This window comes from Streptomyces sp. NBC_01116, from assembly GCF_041435495.1.
Taxonomy (GTDB): domain Bacteria; phylum Actinomycetota; class Actinomycetes; order Streptomycetales; family Streptomycetaceae; genus Streptomyces.
This window is the reverse complement of record NZ_CP108644.1, coordinates 1,280,555-1,299,189: the sequence shown is the minus strand read 5'-3', so window position 1 is coordinate 1,299,189 and position 18,635 is coordinate 1,280,555. Positions and strand designations below refer to the sequence as shown.

Below are 18,635 nucleotides of genomic sequence, written 5' to 3'. Positions count from 1 at the left end.
GAGCACCACAGCACCTTCACTCCAGGCCCGGCGGCCCGTCCGCCGGGCCTGAGGTGTGTCCGGGGCCGGGTGAACGCGTTCCGCGCGGTGAGGCAGCATGGGACGCACACGTTGCCTTACGTTGCCGAGTGCGGGGAGACGCAGTGGACAAGCCGAAGGTGGTCCTGGGGGTCAGCGGGGGCATCGCCGCCTACAAGGCGTGCGAGCTGCTGCGCCGGCTGACCGAGTCCGGCCACGACGTACGGGTCGTCCCGACCGCCGCCTCGCTGCACTTCGTGGGGGCCGCCACCTGGTCGGCGCTCTCCGGCCACCCGGTCTCCGACGAGGTCTGGAGCGACGTCCACGAGGTCCCGCACGTGCGGATCGGGCAGGAGGCCGACCTCGTGGTGGTCGCGCCGGCCACCGCGGACATGCTGGCCAAGGCCGCCCACGGGCTCGCCGACGACCTGCTCACCAACACCCTCCTGACCGCCCGCTGTCCGGTGGTCTTCGCCCCCGCCATGCACACCGAGATGTGGGAGCACCCGGCCACCCAGGAGAACGTCGCCACCCTGCGCCGCCGGGGAGCCGTCGTCATCGAGCCCGCTGTCGGGCGGCTCACCGGCGTCGACACCGGCAAGGGCCGGCTCCCCGACCCCGGCGAGATCTACGAGGTCTGCCGCCGGGTGCTGGCGCGCGGGGTCACCGGGCCCGACCTCGCGGGCCGTCATGTGGTGATCAGCGCCGGCGGCACGCGCGAGCCGCTCGACCCGGTGCGCTTTCTGGGCAACCGCTCCTCCGGCAAGCAGGGATACGCGCTGGCGCGCACCGCCGTGGCCCGGGGGGCGCGGGTCACCCTGATCGAGGCCAACACCGGGCTGCCCGACCCGTCCGGGGCCGATGTCCTCCGCGTCGGCACGGCCGTCCAGCTGCGCGAGGCCGTGCTGAAGGCCGCCCCCGACGCGGACGTCGTCGTGATGGCGGCCGCGGTGGCCGACTTCCGCCCCGCCGTGTACGCCTCCGGCAAGATCAAGAAGAAGGACGGCGAGGAGGCGCCCGCCGTCACCCTGGTCCGTAACCCCGACATCCTGGCCGAGGTCTCCGGCGAGCGGGCCCGGCCGGGCCAGATCGTGGTCGGATTCGCCGCCGAGACCGACGACGTGCTGGTCAACGGCCGCGCGAAGCTCCGCCGCAAGGGCTGCGACCTCCTCGTGGTCAACGAGGTGGGGGAGCGCAAGACCTTCGGTTCGGAGGAGAACGAAGCGGTCGTCCTCGCCGCCGACGGGCAGGAGACGCCGGTGCCGTACGGCCCCAAGGAAGCGCTCGCCGACACGGTCTGGGACCTGGTCGCGGGAAGGTTCCAGCCGATTTCATAATCAATCCTCCGGGCGAGCGAAATCACCCCATAACGCGCAAAAAGAAGGTCGGGAAGGGTGGATTGTCCTACTGGTGACCCGCGTGGCGCACGTCACGAACCTCCCAAAGGGCGAGACACCTGCCCCGCTCGCCGGATGCGACCGATAAACTGGCCGACGGTACGCGCCGAGCGCAGCTCTCGGACGTGCCACCCATGATCAGCCAGCAGCCGCTGCAACCCCAGGGAGCGATGTGTCCCGCCGTCTCTTCACCTCGGAATCCGTGACCGAGGGTCACCCCGACAAGATCGCTGACCAGATCAGCGACACGATTCTCGACGCGCTCCTGCGCGAGGACCCCACCTCGCGCGTCGCCGTCGAGACCTTGATCACCACAGGTCTGGTGCATGTCGCGGGCGAGGTCACCACCAAGGCCTACGCCGACATCCCCAACCTCGTGCGCAACAAGGTTCTGGAGATCGGATACGACTCCTCCAAAAAGGGCTTCGACGGTGCTTCCTGTGGCGTCTCGGTGTCGATCGGCGCGCAGTCGCCGGACATCGCACAGGGCGTCGACACCGCGTACGAGAAGCGGGTCGAGGGCGATGAGGACGAGCTCGACAAGCAGGGCGCGGGCGACCAGGGCCTGATGTTCGGCTACGCCTGCGACGAGACCCCGGAGCTGATGCCGCTCCCGATCCACGTCGCGCACCGCCTCTCCCGGCGACTGTCCGAAGTGCGCAAGAACGGGACCATCCCCTACCTGCGCCCCGACGGCAAGACCCAGGTCACCATCGAGTACGACGGTGACAAGGCGGTCCGGCTGGACACGGTGGTCGTCTCCTCGCAGCACGCCTCCGACATCGACCTGGACTCGCTGCTCGCGCCCGACATCCGCGAGTTCGTCGTCGAGCACGTGCTCGCGCAGCTCGTCGAGGACGGCATCAAGCTGGACACCGAGGGCTACCGCCTCCTGGTGAACCCGACCGGCCGCTTCGAGATCGGTGGCCCGATGGGCGACGCCGGCCTCACCGGCCGCAAGATCATCATCGACACCTACGGCGGCATGGCCCGGCACGGCGGCGGCGCCTTCTCGGGCAAGGACCCGTCCAAGGTCGACCGCTCCGCCGCGTACGCGATGCGCTGGGTCGCCAAGAACGTGGTGGCCGCCGGTCTCGCCGCGCGCTGCGAGGTCCAGGTCGCGTACGCGATCGGCAAGGCCGAGCCCGTCGGACTGTTCGTGGAGACCTTCGGCACCGCCGCGGTCGACACCGAGAAGATCGAGAACGCGATCGGCGAGGTCTTCGACCTCCGCCCGGCCGCGATCATCCGGGACCTCGACCTGCTCCGCCCGATCTACGCCCAGACCGCCGCCTACGGCCACTTCGGCCGTGAGCTGCCCGACTTCACCTGGGAGCGCACCGACCGCGTCGACGCCCTGCGCGCCGCCGCCGGTCTGTAGCGAGACCCGCCCGCGTACGACAGCGGGGCGGGCGTCATCGAGCACGACAGCGGGGCCCGGACACCGAACGCGGTGGCCGGGCCCCGCTGCCGTGCCCCCGCCGCTGTCAGTGCTCTCTGGTAGGAATTCAGCTGTGAGCAGCGAGAACGAGCAGTCCGCCGAACCCGGTGCCGGGGCGCCGGAGCAGCTTGCGCTGATCCGGGAGACCGTGCGCCGGGCGAAGGTGCCGCGCGCCAAGCCGCGGACCTGGCGCGGCGCGGCCCTCGCCGAGGAGCTGCCCGTCGCCCGCGTCCTGGTCAACAAGGGCGTCCTCCACCTCGACCAGTACTTCGACTACGCGGTCCCCGAGGAGCTGGACGACGACGCGCGTCCGGGCGTCCGGGTGCGCGTCCGGTTCGGGGCCGGAGGGCGCAACATCCAGGGCGGGCGGCGCGAGGGCGGCGGGCTGATCGACGGCTTCATCGTCGAGCGCCGCGCCGACTCCGACTACCCGGGGGCGCTGGCCGCCCTCGCCTCCGTGGTCTCCCCGGAGCCGGTCCTCGGGCCCGAACTGCTCGGCCTCTGCCGCGCCGTCGCCGACCGGTACGCGGGCAGCCTCGCCGACGTCCTCCAGCTCGCCGTCCCGCCCCGCAACGGCCGCGCCGAGTCCAAGCCCTCCCCGGACCCGCTGCCCCCGCCCCCCGCCCCGGAGCCGGGCACCTGGGAGCGGTACGGCCAGGGCCCGGCCTTCCTGCGCGCGCTGGCCGAGAGCGGTGCGCCGCGCGCGGTGTGGACCGCCCTGCCCGGCCCCCACTGGCCCGCCGAGATCGCCGGGGCCGTCGCCGCGACGCTCTCCTCCGGGCGCGGCGCGCTGGTCGTCGTCCCGGACGGACGGGCCGCCGCACGGGTCGACGCGGCCCTGACCGAGGCGCTCGGCGCGGGCCGGCACGCCCTGCTGACCGCAGACTCCGGCCCCGAGAAGCGCTACCGCCAATGGCTCGCGGTGCGCCGGGGCTCGGTCCGGGCGGTCGTGGGGACCAGGGCCGCCATGTTCGCCCCCGTCCAGGACCTCGGCCTGGTCGTCGTCTGGGACGACGGGGACTCCAGCCACAGCGACGACAACGCCCCCTTCCCGCATGTCCGCGAGGTCCTGGAGCTGCGGGCGGCACAGGGCCGCTGCGGCTTCCTCCTCGGCGGGACCAGCTGCACCGTCGAGGCCGCCCAGCTCGTGGAGAGCGGCTGGGCGCTGCCGCTCCTCGCGGACCGCGAGCGGCTGCGCCGGGCCGCGCCCCTCATCCGTACGGTCGGGGACGGCGAGCTGGCCCGGGACGGCGCCGCCCGTTCCGCCCGGCTGCCCAGCCTGGCCTGGGGGGCCGTGCGCGACGGTCTGCGCAGCGGTCCGGTGCTGGTCCAGGTGCCCCGCCGCGGTTACGCCCCCCGCCTCGCCTGCGAACGCTGCCGCGCCCCCGCCCGCTGCCGCCACTGCGCGGGCCCCCTCCAGGCCCCGGACCAGCAGGATCTGAACTGCGCCTGGTGCGGGCGGGCCGAGCGGGCCTGGCACTGCGCGGAGTGCGGCTCGACCCGGCTGCGCGCCCGGATCGTCGGCGCCCGCCGCACGGCGGAGGAGCTGGGCCGGGCCTTCCCCGCCGTGCCCGTCCGCACCTCGGGGCGCGACCACATCCTGGACGCGGTGCCCGGCACCCCGTCGCTCGTCGTCAGCACGCCGGGCGCGGAGCCCGTCGCCGAGGGCGGCTACGCGGCGGCCCTGCTCCTGGACGGCTGGGCCATGCTCGGCCGGCCCGATCTGCGGGCGGGGGAGGAGGCGCTGCGCCGGTGGACGGCGGCGGGGGCGCTGGTGCGGGGCCAGGACGAGGGGGGCACGGTGGTGATCGTGGCCGAGCCGACGGAGCGCGCGGTGCAGGCGCTGGTCCGCTGGGACCCGGCGGGATTCGCCCGGCGGGAGCTGGCGGAACGGGCCGAGCTGGGCTTCCCGCCGGTCTCCCGGATGGCCTCCGCGACCGGCCCCGCCGAGGCCCTGGCCGCGTTTCTCCAGGCCGCCGGGCTGCCGCCGGAGGCCGAGATCCTGGGGCCGGTGCCGGTCCCGTCCGCCGAGCCCGGCAGGCCCCGCCGACCGGGGGACGTCCCGCCGGGCGAGACCTGGGAGCGGGTCCTGATCCGGGTGGTCCCGGGACGGGGGGCGGCGCTCGCCCGCGCCCTGAAGACGGCGCTCGCGGCCCGCACGGCCAAGGGAGCGGCCGACCCGGTGCGCATCAGGATCGACCCGCCCGACATCGGCTGAGGCCGCGGGGGAGAGCTCTGCGGCGGTCCGTGGTCGCCGGACAGCCGGTGGCCACGGACGCGGGGCTGCCCCGCCGTGCGACCGGCACGGTGGGGCAGAGGGTCGGCGTGCGGTCAGCCGTTGCGGGGCCCCGGGAAGGCGCCGGGACGCAGCTCCTCGCGGACCGGCCGGTCCGCGAGGGACTGCGGCGGCATCGAGCGGGCCGCCGGGACCGAGGGCACCGGGGAGCCGGGTCCTGCGGCGGAGGAGCCGGACAGCCCGGGCCCGACGGAGACCGGGCGGGACACGGCCGCGGTCTCGCCGCCCGTCTCGGCGGTGGGCTGCGGCGTCGCCCGGCGCGTTCCGTAACGGCGGTGCACGGCCTGCTTGGTGACGCCGAGGGCGGAGCCCACCGCGTCCCAGGAGAAGCCCAGGGAGCGGTCGAAGTCCACCGCGGCCGTGACCAGCGTCTCGACGCTGTCCCGCAGTTCCTGCGCGAGGCGGACGGTGGGGGCCGGGGCCCTGCCGTAGACGACGAAGCCCGCGGACGGGCCGGAGCGGCGCGGACGGTAGACGTTGCCCAGCTGGGCGGTGAGGGTGCGCAGCGCGTCCACCTGCCGCCGGACCCGCTCGATGTCCCGCACCAGAAGATGCAGACTGGCCCGCGCTTGGGCGTCGTGCGTTGCGTGGTCGGCCATGAAGAAGCCTCTCGAACCGGCGTTGAAAGGGATCGGGCCGCATCGGGGCGGCCCGCTTCGGTCAATCTCCTTTGACCAACGCCCGAGCCGGGTATGTGGTCACGCTATCGGGGCGTATGTGCATATCCACGGGGCGTGCGCGGCGCGCGTACGCCCCCTGCGCGGCGCTCGCTCGCGGTAGCCGGGCCGGACCCCGCCCGGACGGAGACCCTAAGGGCTGTCCCGTCATCCCTGGTGGATCAGCGTGCGGCGTCGGATGCGGTGCATCGCAAGGCGGAGGGACGTCCGCATACGGGATGTATGGGGATGTTCCGACAACGCGGCGAGGTGCCGTAGCTGTCGTCGCGCGCCCGCCAGGGATTACGGGACAGCCCTTAGACTGGTGTGCTGCTCGTCACCGTACGTCTTGGCCCGAGAGGCAGTCAGCCACCCATGAAGCTCGTCTTCGCCGGCACCCCCGAAGTCGCCGTCCCCGCACTGGACGCCCTGATCGCCTCCGGCCGCCACGAGGTGGCCGCCGTCGTGACCCGTCCTGACGCCCACGCAGGGCGGGGCCGCCGGCTCGTCGCGAGTCCGGTGGCCGAGCGGGCGGAGGAGGCCGGGATCGAGGTGCTCAAGCCCGCGATCCCCCGCGACGAGGAGTTCCTCGCCCGGCTGCGCGAGATCGCCCCGGACTGCTGCCCGGTCGTCGCCTACGGGGCCCTGCTGCCCAGGGTCGCCCTCGACGTGCCCGCCCGGGGCTGGGTCAACCTGCACTTCTCGCTGCTGCCCGCCTGGCGCGGCGCGGCGCCGGTCCAGCACGCGGTGATGGCCGGGGACGAGGTGACCGGAGCGTCGACCTTCCTGATCGAGGAGGGCCTGGACTCCGGCCCGGTCTACGGCGTCCTCACCGAGGAGGTCCGGCCCACCGACACCAGCGGCGACCTGCTCACTCGGCTCGCCTTCGCGGGCGCCGGGCTGCTCGCCGCCACCATGGACGGCATCGAGGACGGCACGCTGCACGCCGTGCCCCAGCCCCATGACGGCGTCACCCTGGCCCCGAAGATCACCGTCGAGGACGCCCAGGTCCAGTGGTCCGCGCCCGCCCTGCGGGTCGACCGGGTGGTGCGCGGCTGCACCCCGGCCCCCGGCGCCTGGACCCTCTTCCGCGGCGAGCGGCTCAAGCTGATCCAGGCCACGCCGGTGCTGGACCGCACCGACCTGGCCCCCGGCGAGCTGTCGGCCGCCAAGAACAACGTGTACGTGGGCACCGGATCGCACGCGGTCGAGCTGCTCTGGGTCCAGCCGCAGGGCAAGAAGCCGATGAAGGGCGCCGACTGGGCGCGCGGCGTCCGCATCGTCCACGGCGAGCTGCTCGGCCTGTAGCGGGACGCCCGAGCGCGGCAGGGGCGCGCCGGGCCCCGGGTGGTGTTCGACGGGCCCGGGCTGCCGTTCGGGCGCCCGGGGACGGCGACGTACGCTGGGAGGGTTCGCCCCTCTCACCATCAGCGGAGCACCTTTCACGTGAACGACCAGCCGCGTCGCCGTCCCGCCAAGCCCCACCGCCGTCCGCAGAAGGACCCCGTGCGGTTCCTCGCCTTCGAGGCGCTCCGGGCCGTCGACGAGCGCGACGCGTACGCCAACCTCGTGCTGCCCCCGCTGCTGAAGAAGGCCCGCGCCAAGGGCGACTTCGACGGCCGGGACGCGGCGCTGGCGACCGAGCTGGTCTACGGGACGCTGCGCCGCCAGGGCACGTACGACGCGATCGTGGCGGCCTGCGTCGACCGGCCGCTGCGCGAGGTGGACCCGCCGGTCCTCGACGTCCTGAACATGGGCGTCCACCAGCTGCTCGGCACCCGCATCCCCACCCACGCGGCCGTCTCCGCCAGTGTGGAGCTGGCCCGGGTGGTGCTGGGGGAGGGGCGTGCGAAGTTCGTCAACGCGGTGCTGCGCAAGGTCACCGCGCACGACCTCGACGGCTGGGTGGAGAAGGTCGCCCCGCCGTACGACGAGGACGCCGAGGACCACCTGTCCGTCGTGCACTCGCACCCCCGCTGGATCGTCTCCGCCCTCTGGGACGCGCTGGGCGGCGGCCGGGCGGGCATCGAGGACCTGCTGGAAGCCGACAACGAGCGGCCCGAGGTGACGCTGGCGGCCCGCCCCGGCCGCTCCACCACCGATGAGCTGGCCAAGGCGCTCGGCGAGGACAACTCCCTGCCGGGCCGCTGGTCCCCGTACGCGGTCCGGATGGCCGAGGGCGGCGAGCCCGGAGCGCTGGAGGCCGTCCAGGAGGGCCGGGCGGGCGTCCAGGACGAGGGCAGCCAGCTCGTCGCCGCGGCCCTGGCCGCCGCACCCGTCGAGGGCCGCGACACCCGCTGGCTGGACGGCTGCGCCGGCCCCGGCGGCAAGGCCGCCCTGCTGGCCGCCCTCGCCGCCGGACGGGGCGCCGCCCTGCTCGCGGCCGAGAAGCAGCCGCACCGCGCCCGGCTGGTCGAGCGGGCGCTCGCCGGTAACCCCGGCCCGTATCAGGTGATCACCGCGGACGGCACCCGTCCGCCGTGGCTGCCCGGCAGTTTCGACCGGATCCTGATGGACGTGCCCTGCTCCGGCCTGGGCGCTCTGCGGCGCCGCCCGGAGTCCCGCTGGCGGCGCCGCGCCGAGGACCTGGAAGCCTTCGCCCCGCTCCAACGCGGCCTGCTGCGCGAGGCGTTGAAGGCCGTACGGGTCGGCGGCGTGGTCGGCTACGCGACCTGTTCGCCGCATCTCGCGGAGACCCGCGTGGTGGTCGAGGACGTCCTCAGGGGCCGGGGCGGGGAGCCGGTGGAGGCGGAGTGGATCGACGCCCGCCCGCTGATGCCCGGGGTGCCCGCGCTGGGGGACGGCCCCGACGTCCAGCTGTGGCCGCATCTGCACGGCACGGACGCGATGTACCTGGCGCTGCTGCGCCGGACCGGCTGAGCCTCCCGCACGCGGGCTGGCGGCCGTGTCCGGCCGTTCGGCCCCGCGTCTGCCGGTCTCGCCCCGAGGGCGGCAAAGGAACGGTAAAGCGCTGGCAAAATGCGCAGAATGTGCGAAGTGTGATGGCCCTGTGGGGCTTCGGAGCGCATCGAGGCGGGGAACGGGCGGGAGACGTGGCAGGCTTGGGTCATGGCGCAGATCAACCCCAGCATCCTGTCCGCCGATTTCGCGCGTCTCGCCGAGGAGGCGAAGGCCGTCGAAGGCGCGGACTGGCTCCACGTCGATGTCATGGACAACCACTTCGTGCCCAACCTGACCCTCGGCGTGCCGATCGTCGAGGCGCTCAGCAAGGCCACGGACACCCCGCTGGACTGCCACCTCATGATCGAGGACGCGGACCGCTGGGCCCCCCAGTACGTGGAGGCGGGGGCCGGGTCCGTCACCTTCCACGCGGAGGCCGCGGCGGCCCCGGTGCGCCTGGCGCGGGAGATCCGGGCGAAGGGGGCGCGCGCCTCGATGGCGCTCAAGCCCGCGACGCCCATCGAGCCGTACGAGGACCTGCTGCCCGAGCTGGACATGCTGCTGATCATGACGGTCGAGCCGGGCTTCGGCGGCCAGTCCTTCCTGGACATCATGCTGCCGAAGATCCGCCGCACCCGGGAGCTGATCAGCAAGCACGGCCTCGAACTGTGGCTCCAGGTCGACGGCGGCATCTCGGCCACCACCATCGAGCGCTGCGCCGAGGCCGGCGCCGACGTCTTCGTGGCGGGCTCGGCGGTCTACGGCGCGCAGGACCCGGCCGCGGCGGTGCGGGAGCTGCGGGCGCAGGCGGACGCGGCCACGGCCGTCGCCCCCTGGGCATGCGGACACTGAACCAAGGGCAGATGAACGCGGTCCGACAGGGCCGATCAAGGATCGCCGGATCTGACAGGATGAACGGCGTATCGGGCGTGTGAACAGCAGTGAGGAGATCGCGGTGTCTGGCATCTCGGCGGGTCGGTCAGCCATGCGGATGGGACCCGCGGAGCTGGTGCAGGCGGCGGCCATGGCCCGCCGGTTCTACCTGGAGGGCAAGTCCAAGATCCAGATCGCCGAGGAGTTCGGCGTGAGCCGCTTCAAGGTGGCCCGGGTCCTGGAGACGGCCCTCGAACGCGATCTCGTACGCATCGAGATCCGGGTGCCGGCCGAGCTGGACGCCGAACGCTCCGACGCCCTGCGGGCCCGTTACGGGCTGCGGCACGCGGTGGTCGTCGAGTCCCCGGCCGAGGAGCAGGAGGACGCCCCCGACCCGGAGAACCTCGGCGAGGTCGCGGCCGACCTCCTCGGCGAGCTGGTCGCCGAGGGTGATGTGCTCGGCCTGGCCTGGGGCCGCTCCACCATCCACATGGCGGCCGCCCTCGACCGGCTCCCTCCGTGCACGGTCGTCCAGCTGACCGGCGTGTACGACGCGGGCACCGCCGAGCGCGGCTCGGTCGAGGCGGTCCGCCGGGCGGCGCAGGTCTCCGGCGGCGAGGCGCATCCCATCTACGCCCCGATGCTGCTGCCCGACCCCGCGACGGCCGCCGCGCTGCGCGAGCAGACCGGTATCGCCCGCGCCTTCGAGTACTTCGACAAGGTGACGGTCGCCGCCGTCTCCATCGGCTCCTGGGAGCCGGGCATCTCGACGGTCCACGACATGCTCTCGGACGCCGAGCGCGCCCACTACGCCTCGCTCGGTGTCGCCGCCGAGATGTCCGCGCACCTCTTCGACTCCGAGGGCCGCCGGGTCGGCCGTGACCTGGGGGAGCGCTGCATCACCGTGGAGGCGGACCGGCTGCGCCGGATCCCCGAGGTGGTCGCGATCGCGGGCGGTCAGCGCAAGGCGGCGGCGATCGGCGCGGTGCTGCGCTCCGGCCTCGTCACCAGCCTGGTGACGGACACCGCCGCGGCCGACTTCCTGCTCACCGAGTCCCCCGCGGGCACCCGTCCGGCGCTGGAGCGGGCCGACCCCGACGGGGAGTGAACCGAGCGGAACACACCGAGGGCCGTGCACCGCATCCGGTGCACGGCCCTCGGCCCGTCCTGACCCGCTTTCAGCCGCCCGGCGGGGCCTCGGCCGCGCACGGGGCGGGGGCGGCGGCCTCGGCGCGCGCGGACGGAACGCCCAGCACGGTCTCCTCCAGATACTCCTCGGGCTCCTCGTACTGACCCACGTCGGCGGGGTTGTAGCGCGGCGTCCGGCGGGACCAGTCCAGGTTGCCGCGCATCCAGCTCCGCATCCCGTCGAGGTAGGGCACCAGCAGCCCGGACAGCTCCGGATACAGCTCCAGCAGCTCGTCCTCGGCGGTCAGGAACCGCTCGGTCTCCCTCGCGAGGCGCTCCGCGACGTGGTCCAGCGCCTGCTGCTCCCCGAGGCCCCGGTGGTGGCGGACCAGGTGGACGAGGTTGTGGATCTCGCCGAGCACCTGCTCCTTCTCGAAGGAGTACACGTCATTCGCCCAGCACACGTGGTTGCACGCGGCTTCCAGGGCGGTGATGAAGCGGGGGTCGTTGTGGATCGACTCCGGGGCGTCGATGCCCGCCACGATCTCTATGAGGTCCATACAGACGTGGATGGCCCCGGTGTGCCGCCGCTTGGCTATGTACGTGTCCTCCGAGGGCACCACCTCCTCGGCGCGGTTCCCCGCCTCCCAGGTCGTGGCGGTCGTGAGGTAGGTGACCAGGTGCCAGGCGAACCGGGTCCGCCAGTGCGGGGCGGCGTTCGGCGTCGTACGTTTCCACAGGTCGGCCAGGGCCGTCACGGCGGCCGGGGCGTTCTCGCCCGGCAGCGGCTCGGGGGCGGAGCCGTCGACCACCGCCCGCATCCGTTCGACGACGTCCCTCACCCGGTCGGGTGAGCGCCCGAGGTGGCCGTCGTCGAGCTGGTCGTCGACGAGGAAGAGCCAGACGAACCAGTCGGCCACCAGATCGAGGTTCTCCTCGTCGGCGGTCGGATAGACCATGCCGACGAACGACCCGAAATCGGCCTGTTCGAATCGGTCCCTCGCGGACTCGCGGTGGACCAGACCCGTCCATCTGGTCCAGCTGTCCAGATGCCCGCGGGTGTGGGCCACGTGCGGGTTGGTCCGCTGCGGGAACGGGCAGTAGATGTCCGGCAGTTCGCTGTCCACAGGCGGATCGGGATCCTCTCCGGTCAAACGGTGTGCCCAGGGGCGCCGACGAGCCGGATCGACGTTTCGGACACCCCCGAGACCTGCGGGTTTGAAGCTACCTGACCCCTTGTCACCCGGTCCAGGGATGGTGATCACGAATGATTCGCATCCCGTTCGGGTAGGGTCCGTGGGTAAGGCAGGTTCCACTTGCCCGGAGCCCCCGGCCGCCTCATCGGGCCTCTTCGGAGGAAGAGACGAACGCGGGGGTCTTTTGTTGTGTCTTCGTGGAAACGACCTGCACCGTTTCGTATGAAAAAATGAGTGTTATGCGTTTTCTTGAGCCGGGCACCGGTCGCTACACAGAGTCCCCCGCGGTCCCGTACGACCTCACGTACGACGACGTCTTCATGGTCCCGGGCCGTTCCGCGGTCGGTTCCCGGCAGGGTGTGGACCTCTCGTCGCCCGACGGAACCGGCACCACCATTCCGCTCGTGGTCGCCAACATGACCGCCATCGCGGGCCGCCGGATGGCCGAAACCATCGCCCGCCGGGGCGGCCTCGTCGTCATCCCCCAGGACATCCCGATCGAGGTCGTCACCGACGTCATCTCCTGGGTCAAGACCCGCCACCTCGTCCTCGACACCCCGATCGAGCTGGCCCCCGGACAGACCGTCGCCGACGCGCTGTCCCTGCTGCCCAAGCGGGCCCACGGCGCGGGCGTCGTCGTCGACGCCGACCGCCGTCCGGTGGGCGTCGTCACCGACCACGACCTCACGGGCGTCGACCGCTTCACCCAGCTCTCCGAGGTCATGTCCAAGGACCTGGTCCTGCTCGACGCGGACATCGACCCGCGCGACGCTTTCAACAAGCTCGACGGCGCCAACCGCAAGCTCGCCCCCGCGGTCGACGCGGAAGGGCGCCTCGTCGGCATACTCACCCGCAAGGCCGCCCTGCGCGCCACGCTCTACACCCCCGCCACCGACGCCCAGGGCAAGCTGCGCATCGCGGCCGCCGTCGGCATCAACGGTGACGTGGCCGGCAAGGCCAAGCAGCTCCTGGACGCGGGCGCCGACGTCCTCGTCGTGGACACGGCCCACGGCCACCAGGAGTCCATGATCAGCGCGGTGAAGGCCGTCCGGGCCCTCGACCCCCGGGTGCCGATCGTCGCGGGCAACATCGTCGCCGCCGAGGGCGTGCGCGATCTGATCGAGGCGGGCGCGGACATCATCAAGGTCGGCGTCGGCCCCGGCGCCATGTGCACCACCCGGATGATGACCGGCGTCGGCCGCCCGCAGTTCTCCGCCGTCCTGGAGTGCGCCGCCGAGGCGAAGAAGCACGGCAAGCACGTCTGGGCGGACGGCGGCGTCCGCCACCCGCGCGACGTCGCGATGGCGCTCGCCGCCGGCGCGTCCAACGTGATGATCGGCTCCTGGTTCGCGGGGACGTACGAGTCGCCCGGCGACCTCCAGCAGTCCGCCGACGGCCGCTTCTACAAGGAGTCCTTCGGGATGGCCTCGGCCCGCGCCGTGAAGAACCGCACCTCGGACGAGTCCGCGTACGACCGCGCCCGCAAGGCGCTCTTCGAGGAGGGCATCTCCACCTCGCGGATGTTCCTCGACCCGACACGCCCGGGAGTCGAGGACCTCGTCGACTCGATCATCGCGGGTGTCCGCTCCTCCTGCACCTACGCCGGCGCCGGCTCCCTCGCGGAATTCGCCGAGAAGGCGGTCGTGGGCGTCCAGAGCGCCGCCGGTTACGCCGAGGGCAAGCCGCTCCACGCCAGCTGGAGTTGATCCTGCGATCAGCACAACGACCCTGCCCCCTACGGTACTTCGCGCCGGAGGGGGCAGGGTCGTTTCCGGCCGTTTTGAGGCAGGTCGGGGGAGCGCTTCAACTTCGTTGCATGGAAAGTAATATGAAGCCCACTCAGCTGCCCGCCTCTTAGCGGTAAGGGATCTCATGTCCTTCTTCACTGACCTGGCCCACCAGTACATCGACGGCGAGTGGAGGCCGGGGAAGGGGTCCTGGGACATCATCGACTTCAACCCGTTCGACGGGGAGAAGCTCGCCTCGATCCCGGTCGCCACCGCCGACGAGGTCGACCAGGCCTACCGCGCCGCCGAGCGCGCCCAGCAGGCGTGGGCGGACACCAACCCGTACAGCAGGCGGACGGTCCTGGAGAAGGCGCTGCACCTCGTCGAGGAGCGCGAGCCGGAGATCAGCGACGCGATCGTCGCCGAGCTCGGCGGCACCCGGCTGAAGGCCGCCTTCGAACTGCACCTGGCCAAGGAGTTCCTCCGCGAGGCGATCCAGCTGGCGCTGCGCCCCGCCGGACAGATCCTCCCCTCGCCGACCGAGGGCAAGGAGAACCGCGTCTACCGCGTGCCCGTCGGGGTCGTCGGCGTGATCAGCCCGTTCAACTTCCCCTTCCTGCTCTCCCTCAAGTCCGTCGCCCCCGCGCTGGCCCTCGGCAACGCCGTCGTCCTCAAGCCGCACCAGAACACCCCGATCTGCGGCGGCACCCTGCTGGCCAGGATCTTCGAGGACGCCGGGCTGCCCGCTGGGCTCCTGAACGTCGTGATCACCGACATCGCGGAGATCGGCGACACCCTGCTGGAGCACCCCGTGCCGCAGGTCATCTCCTTCACCGGCTCGGACAAGGTCGGCCGCCACGTCGCCACCGTCTGCGCCCGCAACCTCAAGCGTGCCGTCCTCGAACTCGGCGGCAACAGCGCCCTGATCGTGCTCGACGACGCGGACGTGGACTACGCCGTCGACGCGGCGGTCTTCAGCCGGTACGTCCACCAGGGCCAGGTCTGCATGGCCGCCAACCGCATCCTGGTCGACCGCGCCGTGGAGGCGGAGTTCACCGAGAAGTTCGTCGCCAAGGTCGCCTCGCTCACCGTCGGCGACCCCGCCGACCCGGCCACCCAGATCGGCCCGCTGATCAACTCCTCGCAGGCCGAGTCCATCTCCAAGCTCGTCGACCAGACCGTGGCGGCCGGGGCGACGGCCCTGCTGCACGGCAGCGCCGACGGCAACCTGGTCAGCCCCTCCGTGCTGACCGGCCTCGCCGCCGACTCGCCCGTCCTGCACCAGGAGATCTTCGGACCCGTCGCCCTGCTGGTGCCCTTCGACGGTGAGGACGAGGCCGTCCGCATCGCCAACGACACCCCGTACGGCCTCAGCGGCGCCGTCCACACCGGCAACATCGAGCGCGGGGTGCGGGTCGGCCAGCGCATCCACACCGGCATGATCCACATCAACGACGGCACCGTCCACGACGAGCCGATCGTCCCCTTCGGCGGCGAGAAGAGCTCCGGCCTCGGCCGGTTGAACGGCGACTCGATGGTCGAGGCCTTCACCACCCAGAAGTGGATCTCCATCCAGCACGGCCGCTCGCGGTTCCCCTTCTGAGCACCCTCCCGCCCGGCCCCGGCCGGACGGGCCCCACCGCGCCGGGCACGCCCGCGACGGCGGCTCATGGTCTACTGCGGGAGGCGGCACGCTCCGCCTCCCGCAAGCCGACCCACCGCAGAGAAGTGAACCGCCCGACGTGCGCCTGAACGACCTCGACGAACGCATCGTCCACGCCCTCGCCGAAGACGCCCGGCGCTCCTACGCCGACATCGGCGCGATCGTCGGCCTCTCCGCCCCCGCCGTGAAGCGCCGCGTCGACCGGCTGCGGGCCGAAGGCGCGATCACCGGCTTCACCGTGCGGGTCGACCCGGCGGCGCTCGGCTGGGAGACCGAGGGCTTCATCGAGATCTACTGCAGCCGCAACACCTCCCCGGACGCCATCAAGCAGGGCCTCGCCCGCTACCCGGAGATCGCCTCGGCCTCCACGGTGACCGGGGAGGCGGACGCGGTGGTGCAGGTCTTCGCCGCCGACATGCGCCACTTCGAACAGGTCCTGGAGCGGATCGCGGGGGAGCCGTACGTCGAGCGCACCAAGTCCGTCCTGGTGCTCTCGCCGCTGCTGCGGCGGTATTCGGCGGAGGGCCCGCCCGCCTGAGGGCCCTCCCGGGCCTGCCCGGGCAGTGGCGCACGTCACCCCCCTGGCCTGCGATGACGCCGCACGCAACGATTCGCCGCGGCAGGCCCTCCCCGCGCAACGAATCGACGGTCGGTACGCAACACTCGCGCCTTGTCCGTGCCGATCCGGGCCACGTACCTTCGATACGTCTCCCCACCCCGCACGCACCGCCCGAGGTCAGCCATGCCGTCGTTGCGCACCGCCCTGCTCCAGAGCTCCGGACGCCCGGGCGCCGTCGCCGAGAACCTGAAGGCGCTGGACGAGGCCGCCGCACGGGCCGCCGACGCGGGGGCCCGGCTGCTGGTCTCGCCCGAGCTCTTCCTCACCGGCTACGCCATCGGCGACGCCGTCCCCGAACTGGCCGAGCCCGCCGACGGGCCCGGCGCCGGGGCCGTCGCCGAGATCGCCGCACGCCACGGCCTCGCCGTCCTCTACGGCTACCCGGAGCGCGACGGCGAGCGGATCTTCAACGCGTCCCAGCTCATCGGCCCCGACGGCGGGCGCCTCGCGAACTACCGCAAGACCCACCTGTTCGGCTGCTTCGAGCAGGAGTGGTTCACCCCCGGCGACCGGACGGTCGTCCAGGCCGACCTCGACGGCATCCGCGTCGGCCTGCTGATCTGCTACGACGTCGAGTTCCCGGAGAACGTCAGGGCGCACGCCCTGGCCGGCACCGATCTGCTGCTGGTGCCCACCGCGCAGATGCACCCCTTCCAGTTCGTCGCCGAATCCGTGATCCCCGTACGGGCCTTCGAGAGCCAGATGTACGTGGCGTACGTCAACCGCACCGGCCCGGAAGGCGAGTTCGAGTTCGTCGGGCTCAGCTGCCTGGCCGGACCCGACGGCACCGTGCGCACCCGCGCCGGACGCGGCGAGGAACTCGTCGTCGGCGAGGTGGACCCGGAGTTCCTGGCGGCCTCGCGCGCCGCCAACCCCTATCTGCACGACCGCCGCCCCGGCCTGTACGGCTCCCTCGCCTGAGCCCGTTCCTCCCCAGAGTCATCAGAGTCATCGCGCAAGGAGTCCGTACCCCATGACGTCCACGGTGCCCAACGCCGTCCAGCACACCGACACGGCAGCCCCGCCGATCACCATGTTCGGGCCGGACTTCCCCTACGCGTACGACGAATTCCTCGCCCACCCGGCGGGCCTCGGGCAGATACCGGCGACCGAGCACGGCCAGGAGGTCGCCGTCATCGGCGGCGGACTCTCCGGGATCATCGCCGCCTACGAGCTGATGAAGATGGGCCTCAAGCCCGTCGTCTACGAGGCCGACCGGATCGGCGGCCGGCTGCGCACCGTCGGCTTCGACGGCTGCGACCCCTCGCTCACGGCCGAGATGGGCGCCATGCGCTTCCCGCCCTCCTCCACGGCGCTCCAGCACTACATCGACCTGGTGGGCCTCGAAACGCGGCCCTTCCCCAACCCGCTCTCCCCGGCCACGCCCTCGACCGTCGTGGACCTCAAGGGCGAGTCGCACTACGCCGAGACCATCGACGACCTGCCGCAGGTCTACCGCGATGTGGCCGAGGCCTGGAACGCCTGCCTGGAGGAGGGCGCCGACTTCTCCGACATGAACCGGGCGCTGCGGACGCGCGACGTGCCGCGCATCCGGGAGATCTGGTCGCAGCTCGTCGAGCGGTTCGACAACCAGACCTTCTACGGCTTCCTCTGCGACTCCGACGCCTTCAAGTCCTTCCGGCACCGCGAGATCTTCGGCCAGGTCGGCTTCGGCACCGGCGGCTGGGACACCGACTTCCCCAACTCCATCCTGGAGATCCTGCGCGTCGTCTACACCGAGGCCGACGACCACCACCGCGGCATCGTCGGCGGCAGCCAGCAGCTCCCCCTGCGCCTGTGGGACCGCGAGCCGCGGAAGATCGTCCACTGGCCGCTCGGCACCTCGCTGTCCTCCCTGCACGGCGGCGAGCCGCGGGGCGCCGTGACCCGGCTGACCCGTACCGCGGGCAACCGCATCACGGTCACCGACGCCACCGGCGACATCCGCACCTTCCGGGCCGCGGTCTTCACCGGCCAGTCCTGGCTGCTGCTCTCCAAGATCGACTGCGACGACGCGCTCTTCCCGATCGACCACTGGACGGCGATGGAGCGCACCCACTACATGGAGTCGTCCAAGCTCTTCGTCCCGGTCGACCGGCCGTTCTGGCTGGACAAGGACGAGACCACCGGCCGCGACACCATGTCGATGACGCTCACCGACCGGATGACCCGGGGCACGTACCTCCTGGACGACGGCCCCGACAGGCCCGCCGTCATCTGCCTCTCCTACACGTGGTGCGACGACAGCCTGAAGTGGCTGCCGCTCTCCCCGAAGGAGCGCATGGAGGTCATGCTCAAGTCGCTCGGCGAGATCTACCCGAACGTCGACGTCCGGAGCCACATCATCGGCAACCCGGTCACCGTCTCCTGGGAGAACGAGCCCTGGTTCATGGGCGCGTTCAAGGCGAACCTGCCCGGCCACTACCGCTACCAGCGGCGGCTGTTCACCCACTTCATGCAGGACGCTCTGCCCGCCGACAAGCGGGGCCTGTTCCTGGCGGGCGACGACATCTCCTGGACGGCCGGCTGGGCCGAGGGCGCCGTGCAGACCGCGCTGAACGCCGTGTGGGGCGTCATGCACCAGTTCGGCGGGGCGACCGACGCGACCAACCCGGGACCCGGCGACGTCTTCGACGAGATCGCCCCGGTGGAGCTCCCGGAGGACTGACCGGAGGACTGAGGGGAGCCCCGGGGCGGGACACCGCCCGGGCTCCCCTCGG

At 72.6% G+C, this 18,635-nt stretch carries 14 protein-coding genes; 12 read left to right on the top strand and 2 right to left on the bottom strand.

Annotation, left to right across the window (positions count from 1 at the left end):
* The first annotated feature begins 143 nt into the window (after nt 1-143).
* The 3 genes from coaBC to OG245_RS05420 all read left to right on the top strand — a co-directional run bounded on the left by coaBC (nt 144) and on the right by OG245_RS05420 (nt 5,074).
* The gene (coaBC, locus tag OG245_RS05430; protein ID WP_371622412.1) at nt 144-1,355 is read left to right on the top strand and encodes a bifunctional phosphopantothenoylcysteine decarboxylase/phosphopantothenate--cysteine ligase CoaBC; all 1,212 of its coding nucleotides are present in this window, start codon (nt 144-146) and stop codon (nt 1,353-1,355) included.
* Nucleotides 1,356-1,587: 232 nt separating this feature from the next.
* Nucleotides 1,588-2,796, top strand: a complete 1,209-nt coding sequence (gene metK, locus OG245_RS05425) for a methionine adenosyltransferase (protein WP_003970371.1) — start codon at nt 1,588-1,590, stop codon at nt 2,794-2,796.
* 133 nt (nt 2,797-2,929) lie between these two features.
* A complete protein-coding gene (locus tag OG245_RS05420; RefSeq protein WP_371622411.1) occupies nt 2,930-5,074 on the top strand; it encodes a primosomal protein N' in 2,145 nt (714 codons plus the stop codon).
* 113 nt (nt 5,075-5,187) lie between these two features.
* Here OG245_RS05420 and OG245_RS05415 read toward each other — a convergent pair whose 3' ends face one another.
* A complete protein-coding gene (locus OG245_RS05415) occupies nt 5,188-5,751 on the bottom strand; it encodes a hypothetical protein (RefSeq protein WP_371622410.1) in 564 nt (187 codons plus the stop codon).
* 432 nt (nt 5,752-6,183) lie between these two features.
* On the opposite strand from OG245_RS05415, the gene fmt reads away from it, so the two are divergent.
* The 4 genes from fmt (at nt 6,184) to OG245_RS05395 (ending at nt 10,690) form a co-directional block, all read left to right on the top strand.
* A complete protein-coding gene (gene fmt / locus OG245_RS05410; protein WP_371622409.1) occupies nt 6,184-7,116 on the top strand; it encodes a methionyl-tRNA formyltransferase in 933 nt (310 codons plus the stop codon).
* Between the two features lie 138 nt (nt 7,117-7,254).
* Nucleotides 7,255-8,688: an RsmB/NOP family class I SAM-dependent RNA methyltransferase gene (locus OG245_RS05405; protein WP_371622408.1), complete on the top strand. Its 1,434-nt coding sequence runs from the start codon at nt 7,255-7,257 to the stop codon at nt 8,686-8,688.
* Nucleotides 8,689-8,877: 189 nt separating this feature from the next.
* Entirely contained in the window at nt 8,878-9,561 is a 684-nt protein-coding gene (gene rpe, locus OG245_RS05400) for a ribulose-phosphate 3-epimerase (RefSeq protein ID WP_371622407.1), read from the top strand.
* 133 nt (nt 9,562-9,694) lie between these two features.
* Entirely contained in the window at nt 9,695-10,690 is a 996-nt protein-coding gene (locus OG245_RS05395) for a sugar-binding transcriptional regulator (protein WP_371627812.1), read from the top strand.
* Between the two features lie 70 nt (nt 10,691-10,760).
* On the opposite strand, the gene OG245_RS05390 is transcribed toward OG245_RS05395, so the two are convergent.
* Nucleotides 10,761-11,837, bottom strand: a complete 1,077-nt coding sequence (locus tag OG245_RS05390) for a terpene cyclase (RefSeq protein ID WP_371622406.1) — start codon at nt 11,835-11,837, stop codon at nt 10,761-10,763.
* 308 nt (nt 11,838-12,145) lie between these two features.
* Between OG245_RS05390 and OG245_RS05385 the strand changes: the two genes are divergently transcribed.
* The 5 genes from OG245_RS05385 to OG245_RS05365 all read left to right on the top strand — a co-directional run bounded on the left by OG245_RS05385 (nt 12,146) and on the right by OG245_RS05365 (nt 18,583).
* Nucleotides 12,146-13,612: a GuaB1 family IMP dehydrogenase-related protein gene (locus OG245_RS05385; RefSeq protein ID WP_371622405.1), complete on the top strand. Its 1,467-nt coding sequence runs from the start codon at nt 12,146-12,148 to the stop codon at nt 13,610-13,612.
* 166 nt (nt 13,613-13,778) lie between these two features.
* On the top strand, nt 13,779-15,236 hold the full coding sequence (locus tag OG245_RS05380) for an aldehyde dehydrogenase family protein (RefSeq protein ID WP_371622404.1): 1,458 nt from the start codon (nt 13,779-13,781) through the stop codon (nt 15,234-15,236).
* Between the two features lie 139 nt (nt 15,237-15,375).
* A complete protein-coding gene (locus tag OG245_RS05375; protein ID WP_007453204.1) occupies nt 15,376-15,834 on the top strand; it encodes an Lrp/AsnC family transcriptional regulator in 459 nt (152 codons plus the stop codon).
* A 204-nt stretch (nt 15,835-16,038) separates the two neighbouring features.
* Complete coding sequence (locus OG245_RS05370; RefSeq protein WP_371622403.1) at nt 16,039-16,836, top strand: carbon-nitrogen hydrolase family protein; 798 nt, start codon at nt 16,039-16,041, stop codon at nt 16,834-16,836.
* A gap of 52 nt (nt 16,837-16,888) precedes the next feature.
* Entirely contained in the window at nt 16,889-18,583 is a 1,695-nt protein-coding gene (locus OG245_RS05365; RefSeq protein ID WP_371622402.1) for a flavin monoamine oxidase family protein, read from the top strand.
* Nucleotides 18,584-18,635 lie beyond the last annotated feature (52 nt).